This is a genomic window from Serratia sp. CY82433, from assembly GCF_052166535.1.
Classification (GTDB): domain Bacteria; phylum Pseudomonadota; class Gammaproteobacteria; order Enterobacterales; family Enterobacteriaceae; genus Serratia; species Serratia sarumanii.
In genome coordinates this window covers 1,320,915-1,334,044 of the sequence record NZ_JBJNOR010000001.1, presented here as the reverse complement: position 1 = coordinate 1,334,044, position 13,130 = coordinate 1,320,915, and the positions used below count along the sequence as shown (strand labels likewise).

Below are 13,130 nucleotides of genomic sequence, written 5' to 3'. Positions count from 1 at the left end.
TAAAATGAGCGGTGGAACAATAATAGCCGATGATTACCCGGCTATTTATATTCACTACGTTTAGTTTTCGTTTACATTTATGCTGCCGGGACGAATTAAGCCGTGCGCGTCATGATCCAACGCTGGTTCCCCACCCATTGCAGGTGAAAATCCACTTCATAGATCTGCGACAACAGGTCGGGCGCCATCACCTCACGGGTGATGCCCTGCGCGACCAGCTGCCCAGCGTGCAGCAACCAAACCCGATCGGCCTGCTGCAGGGTATGATTCAGATCGTGCGCGCACACCAGCGCGCTGCGCCCACTTTGGCAGAATTCGCGCAGCAGGCGATCCAGAGCGACCTTTTGCGCCACATCCAGGCTATTGGTCGGTTCATCCAGCAACAACAATCGGCTGTGCGGATTGACGCTGGGCCACACCTGCAGCAACACCGCCGCCAGCCGCACCCGCTGCCATTCGCCACCGGAAAGCTGCGTCAACGTGCGTGACAGCTTATCCACCAGCTTCAACCGCTGGCATAGATAGAGAATGGCGTGCTCCACTTCGGTTTGCGCCGCGCCGGCAGGCCGGTGCAACGCCAAATACTGAAACACCGGCATCAGCGACACCGGCGGCTGTTGCTGGCTGAGATAGCCGCGTCGGCGCGCCAGCTCGCTCCCCGGATAATCGGCCAACGCGCGTCCGTCCAGGCAGATTTCGCCCAGCCCCGGCAGCATGCCCGCCACCCGCGCCAACAGGGTGCTCTTCCCTGCGCCATTGGGGCCGATCAGGTGAACCTGCAACCCGCCGTCAATCTGTGCCGAAAAAGGCGCCAGGCGCCCCGCCACCCCAACCTCAACGAGTTGCAGCATCTGTCTTATCCTGCCAGCGCTTGTTTCACCGCCGCCACCAGCGCCGGATCTTCCGGCGTAGTGTCAGGCGAGAAGCGCTGGATCACCGTGCCGTCGCGCGCGATCAGGAATTTCTCGAAGTTCCACAGAATATCGCCGGTGTGCTTCGGCGCACGCCCTTTGCTGGTCATCCGCGCCAGAAACTCGCTGCCCTGCGGTGCGACAGCCTCCGGCTGTGCGGCAATCAGAGCCTGGTACAGCGGATGACGGCGTTCGCCGTTCACCTCAATCTTGGCGAACATCGGGAATTGCACGCCGAAGGTGCCACGGCAAAACGCCAGGATCTCTTCGTTGCTGCCCGGCTCCTGGCCCAGGAATTCATTGGACGGGAACCCGAGGACTTCCAGCCCTTGATCGCGGTAGGCTTCGTACAGCGCTTCCAGCCCTTCGTACTGTTTGGTCAGGCCGCACTCCGAGGCCACGTTGACCACCAGCAACACCTTACCCCGGTAGGCGCCCAGCGTGGTCGGCTGATTTTCAATGGTTTGTAACGGCAGGTTGTCGATTGGCTTGCTCATCGGTTGTCATCCTTTGGTTTTGTAATGGCAGGTGAATGAAGAGAACTACCTTACGCCTTTTGCCCGGGTCAGTAACCAGATAAATAGCGGCGCCCCCAGCGTGGCGGTCACCACGCCGATCGGCAGCTCGGCCGCCAGCAGCGCAATGCGGGCAACCACATCGGCCACCAGCAACACCCCGGCCCCGGCCAGCGCGCAGGCCGGCAACAGATAGCGTTGGTCGGTCAGGCCGATAAGCCGCAAGATATGCGGGATCACCAGCCCAACGAAGCCAATCACCCCGGCGAGCGCCACGCTGACGCCGACCAGCCAGCCGATCGCCAGCACCAGCAGGTTACGCCACAGATGCAGCGACAGCCCTAGTTGCCGCGCCTGTACCTCGCCCAGCGCCATCAGGTTGAGCGCTTTGCCCTGGCCACACAACCACAGCAGCACCGGCAGCAGCGCCAGCACCAGCCACTTTTGGCGCCAGTCGACCCCGCCGAAACCGCCCATCATCCAGTACATCAGCTGCCGCAGATCGAGGCTGGTGCTGAAATAGACCGCCCAGGTCATCAGCGCGCTGCACACGATGCCCAGCGCTACGCCGACCAGCAACAGCCGCGCATTGGTCAGACGTCGGCGGCGAGCGAAGCCCAGCAACAGGAAGGTCATCGCCAGCGCACCGGCTATCGCGGCGGCGCTCATCAGCGCCACCGGCAGCAACCCCTGCCCCAACAACACCGTCAGCACCAGCGCTACGCCGGCGCCGTTAGCGACGCCCAGCAGACCGGGCTCCGCCAGCGGGTTTTCAAACAGCGCCTGCATTACCGCGCCCGCCACCGCCAGGGCGGCACCGACCAGCATCACCGCCAGCGCGCGCGGCAAACGCAGTTGCCAGACGAACAGTTGCGCCCGATCGCTGAACCACTCTGACGGCCATATCCATTGGTCGCCGGCGCAAAGGCTGAACAGCAACGCCACCGCCACGCACAGCGCCAACAGACCGATCTGGCGTTTATCGCGGTAGCGTTGATGTTGCAACAATAAGGTGAAGGTACGGCTGGTTGGCATGGCGCGGCGGTTCCCTGCCGGCCGCTGTCGTGGCCGGATAATTGACGTTTGAGTCGAATATTAGGGGGTTAACGCCGCAAGGGGAAGCCTTGCGTGGATGATGGCGCAGGAAAGCAGCGGCTGGCCTTGCCCGTCATCGCAACGATGATGGCAAAACCAGCCGCCGATAAACTCAGGGTTAACGATGCGGGCCGGCGTTGCCCGGTGGATAAGGCTGGCCGCGGCCGTCATCGCGGCGGTCGGAGGCACCGCGATCGTCATGATTGCGCTCGTGGTCGCGATTATCGCGATCGCCGCGGAACGGATTGCCGCTGCGTGCCGGCTCACGGTGATCGTAGCCACGCGGCGGCGATGGCTGCCAGCGGCCGCCGTCCCAGTACATGCCGCGCGCATTGCGCTCACCCAGACCGCGGCCCTGATGCGCATGCCACCACTGCGGTGGACGCCAGTCGTAACCATCCCAGTAGTAGCCGCGACGGTCCTGATCCCCCAGATGCAGAGAAACGCCCGGCACATTGATATCGACAGAGACATCGGCCTGCGCCGCCAGCGGCAGCAACAGCGGGAAACACATCAGCAACAGGATCTTTTTCATTTTACCTTCTCACTCTATTTTTCTTGCTGCAGTGGTTATATCAGCGCGTTTATTTAACCACTATCTCACCGATGCCTATTTTCAGATTGTTTTCGACGGCCTTACACAATCCCTACACTGTTTGCCCTCGCCTTTAATTATCATAACCGCTGACAAGGCTTAACGAATAACTGACGGCTCTCAAGCGGCGTGGCAATTATAATTAAGCGAATTTCCATCGGAGGAGAATAAGATGATTAAACGTATAGGCAGCCTGCTGGCCGTTGTGGCCCTGACAGCAAGCCTCAGCGCCTGCTGCTGGGGCCCGCACTGGGGCGGTGGCCACCGTGGCGATGGCCCTGGCCATTATCACGGCCGTTATTGAAGCGAAAACAATGCCACTCACCAAATAAGAGTTAAGAATATTCCGAAATCGAGCTTAAATAAACTTTCGCCGTAGCGTTTGAACGCAGGATTTTAATTCTTACATTGCCCATTAGGAATAAACTGAATTTTATGCCAAAAAAGAAAAAGGCCGCGCAAGCGGCCTTTTTTGATATCACACGTCACTCACCCTTTCGGGCTGGCGTTTTCTACCCGGCTTTTCAGCTTCTGCCCCGGACGGAAGGTCACCACGCGGCGCGCCGTAATCGGAATGTCTTCGCCGGTCTTCGGGTTACGCCCCGGACGTTGGTTCTTGTCACGCAGATCAAAGTTGCCAAAACCCGACAGTTTTACCTGTTCGCCATTCTCAAGGGCCCGACGGACCTCTTCAAAGAACAGTTCCACCAGGTCTTTGGCGTCCCGTTTGCTAAGCCCAAGCTTCTCAAACAGGTGTTCTGACATTTCAGCTTTAGTAAGCGCCATAGGTTCAATCCCTCAAGGATGCTTGGAATCGCTGTTTTAGAGCCTCTACGCATTTTGCAACGGTAGCGGCTATCTCCTCTTCTTCCAGTGTACGAGCGGTATCCTGCAATACCAGACTGATAGCCAGGCTCTTGTCACCTTCTGCCACGCCCTTGCCACGGTACACGTCAAACAAGTTTACGCCAACTACCTGATTTGCGCCAACTTTCTTACACTCGGCCAAAATATCTTCTGCGGGGACGTTTTCAGCCACCACAACGGCGATATCACGGCGGTTTGCCGGGAAGCGCGAAATCTCCCGCGCCTGAGGCACGGCGCGGCTCGCAAGCTTGTTCCACTCCAGTTCAAACACCACGGTGCGGCCGTTAAGATCCAGTTTACGTTCAAGTTCCGGGTGAATCACACCGATGAAACCTACGCGTTCGCCGTGCAAATAAATCGCCGCACTCTGCCCTGGATGCAGGGCCGGATTGGCTTCCGCCCGGAACTGAATTTCGGATAATTTACCGGTCAGTTCGAGGACAGACTCCAGATCCCCTTTTAAATCATAGAAGTCGACGGGCTTGCGCGCCAGATCCCAATGCTCATCGTGCGTATGGCCGGCGATCACGCCTGCCAGCATGACGTCCTGACGAATACCCAGATCTGCCGCACTATCAGGCACAAAGCGCAGGCCGCTTTCGAACAGGCGCAGACGCGTCTGCTGACGGTTCTGGTTATACACCACCGCGGACAGCAAACCGGTCCACAGCGACAGGCGCATCGCCGACATTTCGACCGAAATCGGGCTCGGCAGGATCAGCGCTTCTTCATTCGGGTGCAGCAGCGCCTGCACTTTCGGATCGACGAAGCTGTAGGTGATCGCTTCCTGGTAGCCGTGATCGACCAACATGGTCTTCACGCGCTTGAGCGTCAGATCGGCTTCGCGATGCTGGGTCATCACCAGATCGGCGCGCACCGGCACATCCGGGATGTTGTCGTAGCCGTAAACGCGCGCCACTTCTTCCACCAGATCCTCTTCGATTTCCATATCGAAACGCCAGCTCGGCGCGACCGCTTGCCAGCTGTCGCCCTGCTCGGTCACCTGGCACCCCAGGCGGCGCAGAATGTCGCTGACCTGCTCGCTCGGCACCACGTGGCCGATCAGACGATCCAGCTTCTCGCGGCGCAGCGTGATGGTGGCACGCTTCGGCAGTTCGTTTTCGTGGGTTACGTCGATAACCGGGCCGGCCTGGCCGCCGCAGATGTCGAGCAGCAGGCGCGTGGCGCGCTCCATCGCTTTGTACTGCAGCGCCGGATCGACGCCGCGCTCATAGCGGTGAGACGCATCGGTGTGCAGGCCGTGACGGCGTGCGCGGCCGGTGATCGACAGCGGGCTGAAGAAGGCGCACTCCAGCAGCACGTCCTGAGTTTCCCCGTTGACGCCGGAATGCTCGCCGCCGAAGATGCCGCCCATCGCCAACGCTTTTTGATGATCGGCGATCACTAAAGTGTCGGCGCTCAGTTTGGCTTCGTTGCCGTCCAGCAGCGTCAGGGTTTCCCCTTCTTCCGCCATGCGCACCACGATGCCGCCGTCGATGCGGCTCAGATCGAAAGCGTGCATCGGCTGACCAAGCTCCAGCAGCACATAGTTGGTGACGTCTACCACGGCATCGATAGAACGGATGCCGCATCGACGCAGTTTTTCACGCATCCACAGCGGGCTTGGCGCCTTGACGTCGATACCTTTCACCACGCGCCCCAGATAGCGTGGGCACGCCTGCGGCGCGTCAACGCGGATCGGCAGCGTGGCATCGATGGTGGCGGCCACCGGGCTCATGTCCGGCTCGGTCAGCGCAACCTGGTTCAGTACGCCCACGTCGCGCGCGACGCCGATGATGCCCAGGCAGTCGGCGCGGTTCGGCGTGACGCTGATCTCGATGGTGTTGTCGTTCAGTTTCAGATAGTCGCGGATGTCGGTGCCGATCGGCGCATCCAGCGGCAGCTCGATGATGCCGTCATGATCGTCGGAAATGCCCAGCTCGGAGAACGAGCACAGCATGCCTTCCGAAGGTTCGCCGCGCAGCTTGGCGGCCTTGATTTTGAAGTCGCCCGGCAGCACCGCGCCCACGGTGGCGACCGCCACTTTCAGGCCGGTACGGCAGTTTGGCGCGCCGCAGACGATGTCGAGCAGGCGATCGCCGCCTACATTAACCTTGGTGACGCGCAGTTTGTCGGCGTTCGGGTGTTGACCGCACTCGACCACTTCGCCCACGACGACGCCGTTAAACGCGCCGGCAACCGGATCCACGCCGTCCACTTCCAGGCCGGCCATGGTGATTTGATCGGATAATGCTTCGCTGCTGATGGCCGGGTTTACCCACTCGCGCAACCAGAGTTCACTGAATTTCATGTGATATTCCCGCCTTACTTAAACTGTTTGAGGAAACGCAGATCGTTTTCGAAGAATGCGCGCAGGTCGGTGACGCCGTAACGCAGCATCGTCAGGCGCTCCATGCCCATACCGAAGGCGAAGCCGGAGTAAACTTCCGGATCGATGCCCACGTTGCGCAGCACGTTCGGATGCACCATGCCGCAGCCCAGCACTTCCAGCCATTTGCCGTTCTTGCCCATCACGTCCACTTCAGCGGACGGCTCGGTGAACGGGAAGTAGGACGGACGGAAACGAACCTGCAGGTCTTCTTCAAAGAAGTTGTTCAGGAAATCGTGCAGCGTGCCCTTCAGATTGGTGAAACTGATGTCTTTATCGACGATCAGCCCTTCCATCTGATGGAACATCGGGGTGTGCGTCTGATCGTAGTCGTTACGATAAACGCGGCCCGGCGCAATGATGCGGATCGGCGGCTGCTGGTTCTTCATGGTGCGGATCTGCACGCCGGAAGTCTGGGTGCGCAGCAGGCGCGTGGCGTCGAACCAGAAGGTATCGTGGTCGGCGCGCGCCGGGTGATGCCCTGGAATGTTCAGCGCGTCGAAGTTGTGGTAATCGTCTTCAATCTCCGGGCCGGTGGCAACGGAGAAGCCCAGCTCGCCAAAGAAGGTTTCGATACGGTCGATGGTGCGGGTCACCGGATGCAGACCGCCGTTTTCCATGCGACGGCCCGGCAGGGAGACGTCGATGGTTTCAGCCGCCAGGCGCGCGTTCAGCGCAGCGCTTTCCAGCGCGTTCTTACGCGCGTTCAGGGCGTCTTGCACCTCTTGCTTGGCCTGGTTGATCACCGCGCCGGCCGCCGGACGATCTTCCGCCGGGACGTCGCGCAGAGACTGCATCTGCAAGGTGAAATGACCTTTCTTGCCAAAATATTCGACGCGCACCAAATCTAACGCGGCAACATCCTGGGCATCTTCTACGGCTGCCTTGGCATTGGCAACCAGCTCTGCGAGATGTGGCATTGCTTTCCTCTTCCTCTGGCCGGGATGGCCCTAAGTAATTGTTATCTATATTCGAACACGCCTTTGAGCAATCTTCAAAGACTTTTCAATGCGTTGCCGGCCGGGCGGCTCACCTGAGCTGAACGCCAGCCATACTCACCGCAACGCGTTGCAAGGCGGGACGATGGCCAAAAACAAAAAAGCCTCCACGAGGGAGGCTTAGGCGCTACTTTTCGTTTCTTTTCTTACGCGCAAAGCCTCCTGAAATCAGGCGCTAAAGTAAAAAAAGAAACGAAAAATAGCTACGTGCATGATTGCGGTACCTTGTCGATGATTGCCCACCAGTGATATAGCTGCGGACAATGAAAGTCAATATTTGTCGCTGAAAACAAAGATTAAAAGAGGGAGCAAGCTCCCTCTTCTACTGACTTACGCCAGAGCTGCTTTCGCTTTCTCAACCAGTGCGCCGAAGGCCACTTTGTCGAAGACTGCGATGTCAGCCAGGATCTTACGGTCAATTTCGATCGACGCTTTTTTCAAGCCGTTGATGAACTTGCTGTAAGACAGACCGTTCTGACGAGCAGCTGCGTTGATACGTGCAATCCACAGCTGACGGAACTGACGCTTACGTTGACGACGGTCACGGTAAGCATACTGGCCTGCTTTGATTACTGCCTGGAAGGCAACACGATATACGCGCGAACGGGCACCGTAGTAGCCTTTCGCCTGCTTCATAATTTTCTTGTGACGTGCGCGTGCAATTACACCACGTTTTACGCGAGCCATATGCTCTCTCCTAAAGTCTTATTCTAAATTCAAAAAAAATGGCTTATGCGTACGGCAGGCACGCGGTAACCAGGACCAGATCGTTTTTAGACACCATGCCTTTCGGACGCAGGTGACGTTTACGCTTGGTTGCTTTTTTGGTCAGAATATGACGCAGGTTGGCATGTTTACGCTTAAAACCACCGCTGCCGGTTTTTTTGAAGCGCTTGGCTGCACCACGTACAGTTTTAATCTTTGGCATTTTAATTAAATCCACTTCGCATTGTTAAACAACGAATCAGTTGGGCGAATAAAACCCACACAGCGCAAGCGCCGCGCGGGTTCCATTACTTGTAAGCCTTACTGTTTCTTCTTAGGAGCGAGCACCATAATCATCTGGCGGCCTTCGATCTTCGTAGGGAAGGATTCGACCACTGCCAGATCCATATCTTCACACAGGTCTTTACGGACGCGGTTAAGCACTTCCATACCGATCTGCTGGTGCGCCATCTCACGCCCGCGGAAACGCAGGGTGATTTTGGCTTTATCGCCATCTTCCAGAAAGCGAATCAGGTTGCGTAGTTTGACCTGATAGTCGCCATCATCGGTGCCAGGACGGAATTTGATTTCCTTGACCTGGATAACTTTTTGCTTCTTCTTCTGTTCTTTCGTCGACTTGCTCTTCTCGTAGAGGAATTTGCCGTAATCCATGATTCGGCAAACTGGCGGTTCGGCATTTGGGCTGATTTCTACTAAATCAACGCCCGCTTCCTCAGCTTTTTCAAGAGCTTCATTCAGACTGACAATACCAATCTGCTCGCCATCGACGCCGGTTAGGCGAACTTCTTGCGCGCGAATTTCTCTGTTAATGCGATTAGGACGCGCCGGTTGAACTCGTTTTCCGCCTTTAATACTTTATTCCTCCAGTTGATGAAGACTACGGCTGCGAATCTCTTTCAGCAGCTTGTCTACGACTTCGTTTACGTCCAGGCTTCCCAGGTCTTTGCCACGGCGGGTACGAACGGCAACTTTGCCTGCTTCGACCTCTTTGTCGCCGCACACCAACATGTAAGGGACTCGACGTAAAGTATGTTCGCGAATTTTAAAGCCAATCTTCTCATTTCTCAAGTCCGCTTTCACGCGAATGCCTGCATCCTGCAGTTTTTTGGTCAATTGCTGGACGTAATCAGACTGGCTGTCGGTGATATTCATCACCACCACCTGCACCGGAGCGATCCAGGTCGGGTAGAACCCGGCGTATTCTTCGGTCAGGATACCGATGAAACGTTCCATGGAGCCCAAAATGGCGCGGTGAATCATTACCGGCACGACGCGATCGTTGTTTTCGCCAACATACGAAGCGCCCAAACGGCCCGGCAAGAAGAAATCGAGCTGCACGGTACCACATTGCCATGCGCGATCCAAACAATCATGCAGGGTAAATTCAATTTTCGGTCCGTAGAAGGCGCCCTCACCCGGCTGATATTCAAACGGAATGCCGTTCTCGGTCAGCGCGGCGGCCAGGTCTTCTTCCGCACGGGTCCACATGTCGTCGGTGCCGATGCGTTTTTCCGGGCGAGTGGACAGCTTGACGGCGATCTTGTCGAAGCCGAAAGTGCCGTACACGTCATACACCATGCGGATGCATTCGTTCACTTCGGCGCGCACCTGCTCTTCGGTACAGAAGATGTGGGCGTCATCCTGCGTGAAGCCGCGCACACGCATCAGGCCGTGCAGGGAACCCGATGGCTCATTGCGGTGGCAGCTGCCGAACTCGCCCATGCGCAGCGGCAAATCGCGGTACGACTTCAGGCCCTGATTGAAGATCTGCACGTGGCCCGGGCAGTTCATCGGCTTGATGCAATATTCGCGGTTTTCCGACGCGGTGGTGAACATGGCGTCTTTGTAGTTTTCCCAGTGGCCGGTTTTTTCCCACAGCACGCGGTCCATCATGAACGGACCTTTCACTTCCTGGTACTGGTACTCTTTGAGCTTCATGCGCACGAAGGCTTCCAGCTCGCGGAAGATGGTCCAACCGTCGTTGTGCCAGAACACCATGCCCGGCGCTTCTTCCTGCATGTGATACAGGTCGAGCTGTTTGCCGATCTTGCGGTGATCGCGCTTGGCCGCTTCTTCCAGGCGTTGCAGGTAGGCGTTCAACTGCTTCTTGTCTGCCCAGGCGGTGCCGTAGATACGCTGCAGCATTTTGTTTTTGCTGTCGCCGCGCCAGTAAGCGCCGGAGGTTTTCTGCAGCTTGAAATGGTGGCAGAAACGCATGTTCGGCACGTGCGGGCCGCGGCACATGTCGACGTATTCTTCGTGGTGGTACAGGCCAGGACGATCGTCATGGCTGATGTTCTCATCCAGGATCGCCACTTTGTAGATTTCGCCGCGCTCAGCGAAGGTGTCGCGGGCTTCTTGCCAGCTGACCTTCTTCTTGATGACGTCGTAATCCTTATCGGCCAACTCGTGCATCCGCTTTTCCAGCAGATCCAGGTCTTCCTGCGTCAGGGTGCGGTCGATATCCACGTCATAATAGAAACCGTTGTCGATCACCGGACCGATCGCCATTTTGGTATCCGGCCACAGCTGCTTGATCGCATGACCCAGCAGGTGAGCACAGGAGTGGCGCATGATTTCCAGGCCGTCCTCATCTTTGATGGTGATGATGGCCAGCTGCGCATCCGATTCGATCAGATCGCCGGCGTCGACCAGCTCGCCGTTGACGCGGCCGGCGATACAGGCTTTCGCCAGGCCAGGGCCGATATCGCGCGCGACATCCATCGGGGAAACGGGGTGATCGAAATGACGCTGACTACCGTCAGGAAGGGTAATAACAGGCATTAATAATTCCTTATCTACAGTGGTGACCCACACGACAGATCACATGCAGTACGAAAATTGGATTTTGGGTTTGGTCAGCCAGGTTTCAGATCTCGCCCACAATTGCCAGATTGAAACCTCACTGGGTATACAGAATGGAACGCATACCTTCTCAGCCACATTCGGCTAAGCGAATAGTATCACTAAAATTGTTCCGGATAAATAAAGCGCCGCCCTCACGCTTTCGCGTCAGCCGGCGCAAAAACGGTTTTCATGTAGCTGAGGGTGGCCAGCAGGCACAGGCCGTAGCCCAGCAGTTCGCAACCCTCTTCCACCATGTTTTTCACCACCCGGTTGTAGCCGTCCAGCATCAGCGTTTGCCACAGCGCGCTCATGCCGAACAGGCGTGAAAACACCAGAATGCACAGCAGGCCGGCGCACATCATGCCGTAGGCGGGATGCGTCACGAAATAGGCCAGGCCGCGCACCGTCGCCGCGATGTGCCGCGCTGCATGCACCAGGCAGGCCAAAGCGACCGCCAGCGCGAACCACACCCAGGCGCCGTGCCACAGCGCATCGAAGGCGAAATCCATCTCGCGGATCAGCATGCAGAGAAAGAAACCGCCGACCAGCATCCAGGCGGAGCGGCGTTCAGCCTGCCGCCGGGCCGCGGCGAAGAAACCGCCGGAGATGGCGAGCAGCAACAGCTCCTGCGCCGCTTCGGTCAGCGAGGTTTCATGCACGAAATTATGCAGCCAGTGTACGTCGATAAATACCAGGCCGACCAAGGCCGCCAAAAAAGCGCAGTAGAGCAGAAAGGCAACGGCTTTCCCCAGCAAAATATGCAGTTCTTGTTTCATAATCACACTCATTATTATTTACAGCGCATCTATGTTATCCACCTGTCCCCAGGGATCGTGGCAATTGATGCCTAATACCCTACACAGCGATTAAGGTGGTCATTAATCACGCCGCAAACAATAAAAACCCCGGCACATGGCCGGGGTAAGCGCCAGTCTTTCCTGGCTGTCATTTCATCATCGTCGGTATTTCAGGCTCTCATCCCTATATCATCGAGACGCGCAAACGAGCCTGGAGATTACGCCTGCGGAGATGATACGGTTACACGTCGGACATTGGTGTTAACGCCCCACAAGCCTGCTAATGCACTGACCACTGCGCCAATCAACAACGCAAAGAATGACCACAGGGCAGCCCGAGACAATTCGTCCGCAGCCGCGGCAGCCTGTTCGCGCGCCTTCTGTTTCAGCTCAGCATACTCCTGTTTTGCCTGATTGATTTTTGCTTCGGCTTCATCCAAACGCTGATTAACCAGCTGCGCAGTTTTATTTTTGGCGTCGACCAAATTCTTCACCGTCTGGTCCACTTCCTGCGGCGTCATATTGGTATTTTCAACCAGAGCTTTTTTCAGTGTGTCTTGATCCACATCTTGCGAGATGGCCTCACCATGTTTTTTAAGCTTGTCGACCAGTTGCTTAATAATCGCATCGCTATTGTCAGGCTGAAGTGCCAGGGCTTTTACTGCGTCTGCCAAATCAGTCTTGGCCGCATTCAACTGTTGCTGCATGAATTCAGGCTGCAATGACGGAATACCACTTTTTTTGAGCGCCGTAACCACATCACCATGCAGCTGTTCAGGTTCCAACGTGGTGTCGATACCCAACTTGTCAAACACCTTACCGCCCACGTCTGCCAACCCGGTTGCCCCTTTGCCAATCGCGGAACCGGCGCCGGAAAGCAAACTGCCAGAGGTCGAAGCGATAGCACCCAGCGCATTACCGGTGGCCTTCACTGCAGACCCGACCAGCATTCCACCCAACACCGCCGCCACAATCAGTGACGTAGCCCATACCAGGAAGCCATGAATAAGGCCGTCATTAGCAGCCAAACGTCCGGCAATAAAAGCGCCGGCAGCCAAGCTAATGATGATTGAAACAGCGGACCAAATCACTACGGTGGTACCGGCTCCGTTGATCGGATCGTCTGATGTCGGATCCACGATGGAAAATCCCAAACTGGTGCCCAACGTCGACAGCAACAGTGAAACAGCCAATACGGTGATCACACCACCGATGACGCTGCCCCAGGAGATTTTTTTCGCCGCTACCCATTCTTTTGCCACTTCCATAGTAAAACTCCTTTTAAGCTTTTCGATTATGAAGAAATGCCACAAAGCCTTACCAGTATAGAAGTGTTTAATCTCTTAAGCGGTTAAACGGTAAAAACAGTTAAAAATAATTAATAATATGT

Annotated in this window: 15 protein-coding genes and 1 other annotated feature; of the genes, 1 reads left to right on the top strand and 14 read right to left on the bottom strand. The window is 56.8% G+C overall.

The features are described 5' to 3' along the window. Positions 1–95: 95 nt before the first annotated feature. The 4 genes from btuD to ACJ8PI_RS06635 form a co-directional block, all read right to left on the bottom strand. Positions 96–851: a vitamin B12 ABC transporter ATP-binding protein BtuD gene (gene btuD, locus ACJ8PI_RS06650; RefSeq protein ID WP_033638333.1), complete on the bottom strand. Its 756-nt coding sequence runs from the start codon at positions 849–851 to the stop codon at positions 96–98. Positions 852–856: 5 nt separating this feature from the next. Then, the gene (locus ACJ8PI_RS06645; RefSeq protein WP_060387687.1) at positions 857–1,408 is read right to left on the bottom strand and encodes a glutathione peroxidase; all 552 of its coding nucleotides are present in this window, start codon (positions 1,406–1,408) and stop codon (positions 857–859) included. 45 nt (positions 1,409–1,453) lie between these two features. After that, positions 1,454–2,461 (bottom strand): vitamin B12 ABC transporter permease BtuC, encoded by a 1,008-nt coding sequence (gene btuC, locus ACJ8PI_RS06640; protein WP_033653920.1) that lies wholly within the window; start codon positions 2,459–2,461, stop codon positions 1,454–1,456. A 178-nt stretch (positions 2,462–2,639) separates the two neighbouring features. After that, positions 2,640–3,056 carry a DUF2502 domain-containing protein gene (locus ACJ8PI_RS06635; RefSeq protein ID WP_039566415.1) on the bottom strand — a complete coding sequence of 139 codons (417 nt, stop codon included), beginning with the start codon at positions 3,054–3,056 and terminating at the stop codon, positions 2,640–2,642. 232 nt (positions 3,057–3,288) lie between these two features. Here ACJ8PI_RS06635 and ACJ8PI_RS06630 point away from each other — a divergent pair, with 232 nt between their 5' ends. Further along, on the top strand, positions 3,289–3,420 hold the full coding sequence (locus ACJ8PI_RS06630) for a hypothetical protein (RefSeq protein WP_033653919.1): 132 nt from the start codon (positions 3,289–3,291) through the stop codon (positions 3,418–3,420). Between the two features lie 185 nt (positions 3,421–3,605). Here ACJ8PI_RS06630 and ihfA read toward each other — a convergent pair whose 3' ends face one another. The 10 genes from ihfA to ACJ8PI_RS06580 form a co-directional block, all read right to left on the bottom strand. Beyond that, entirely contained in the window at positions 3,606–3,902 is a 297-nt protein-coding gene (gene ihfA, locus ACJ8PI_RS06625; protein ID WP_004931414.1) for an integration host factor subunit alpha, read from the bottom strand. Between the two features lie 4 nt (positions 3,903–3,906). Next, positions 3,907–6,294, bottom strand: a complete 2,388-nt coding sequence (gene pheT / locus ACJ8PI_RS06620) for a phenylalanine--tRNA ligase subunit beta (RefSeq protein WP_039566417.1) — start codon at positions 6,292–6,294, stop codon at positions 3,907–3,909. Positions 6,295–6,308: 14 nt separating this feature from the next. Next, positions 6,309–7,292 (bottom strand): phenylalanine--tRNA ligase subunit alpha, encoded by a 984-nt coding sequence (gene pheS / locus ACJ8PI_RS06615; RefSeq protein ID WP_004931416.1) that lies wholly within the window; start codon positions 7,290–7,292, stop codon positions 6,309–6,311. 172 nt (positions 7,293–7,464) lie between these two features. After that, positions 7,465–7,587, bottom strand: a sequence feature (Phe leader region). Then, complete coding sequence (gene pheM, locus ACJ8PI_RS06610; RefSeq protein WP_197772058.1) at positions 7,539–7,583, bottom strand: pheST operon leader peptide PheM; 45 nt, start codon at positions 7,581–7,583, stop codon at positions 7,539–7,541. Its footprint overlaps the feature before it by 45 nt. Before the next feature lie 113 nt (positions 7,588–7,700). Beyond that, on the bottom strand, positions 7,701–8,057 hold the full coding sequence (gene rplT, locus ACJ8PI_RS06605) for a 50S ribosomal protein L20 (RefSeq protein ID WP_004931417.1): 357 nt from the start codon (positions 8,055–8,057) through the stop codon (positions 7,701–7,703). A gap of 43 nt (positions 8,058–8,100) precedes the next feature. Continuing rightward, on the bottom strand, positions 8,101–8,298 hold the full coding sequence (rpmI, locus tag ACJ8PI_RS06600) for a 50S ribosomal protein L35 (RefSeq protein WP_004931418.1): 198 nt from the start codon (positions 8,296–8,298) through the stop codon (positions 8,101–8,103). 98 nt (positions 8,299–8,396) lie between these two features. Further along, positions 8,397–8,948, bottom strand: coding sequence for a translation initiation factor IF-3 (gene infC, locus ACJ8PI_RS06595; protein WP_048233542.1), 552 nt, complete (start codon positions 8,946–8,948; stop codon positions 8,397–8,399). A gap of 3 nt (positions 8,949–8,951) precedes the next feature. Further along, complete coding sequence (thrS, locus tag ACJ8PI_RS06590; RefSeq protein ID WP_025159696.1) at positions 8,952–10,880, bottom strand: threonine--tRNA ligase; 1,929 nt, start codon at positions 10,878–10,880, stop codon at positions 8,952–8,954. Between the two features lie 215 nt (positions 10,881–11,095). Beyond that, positions 11,096–11,719, bottom strand: a complete 624-nt coding sequence (locus tag ACJ8PI_RS06585) for a hypothetical protein (RefSeq protein ID WP_041034849.1) — start codon at positions 11,717–11,719, stop codon at positions 11,096–11,098. Between the two features lie 239 nt (positions 11,720–11,958). Further along, positions 11,959–13,008 carry a CAP-Gly protein gene (locus tag ACJ8PI_RS06580; protein WP_161726186.1) on the bottom strand — a complete coding sequence of 350 codons (1,050 nt, stop codon included), beginning with the start codon at positions 13,006–13,008 and terminating at the stop codon, positions 11,959–11,961. Positions 13,009–13,130 lie beyond the last annotated feature (122 nt).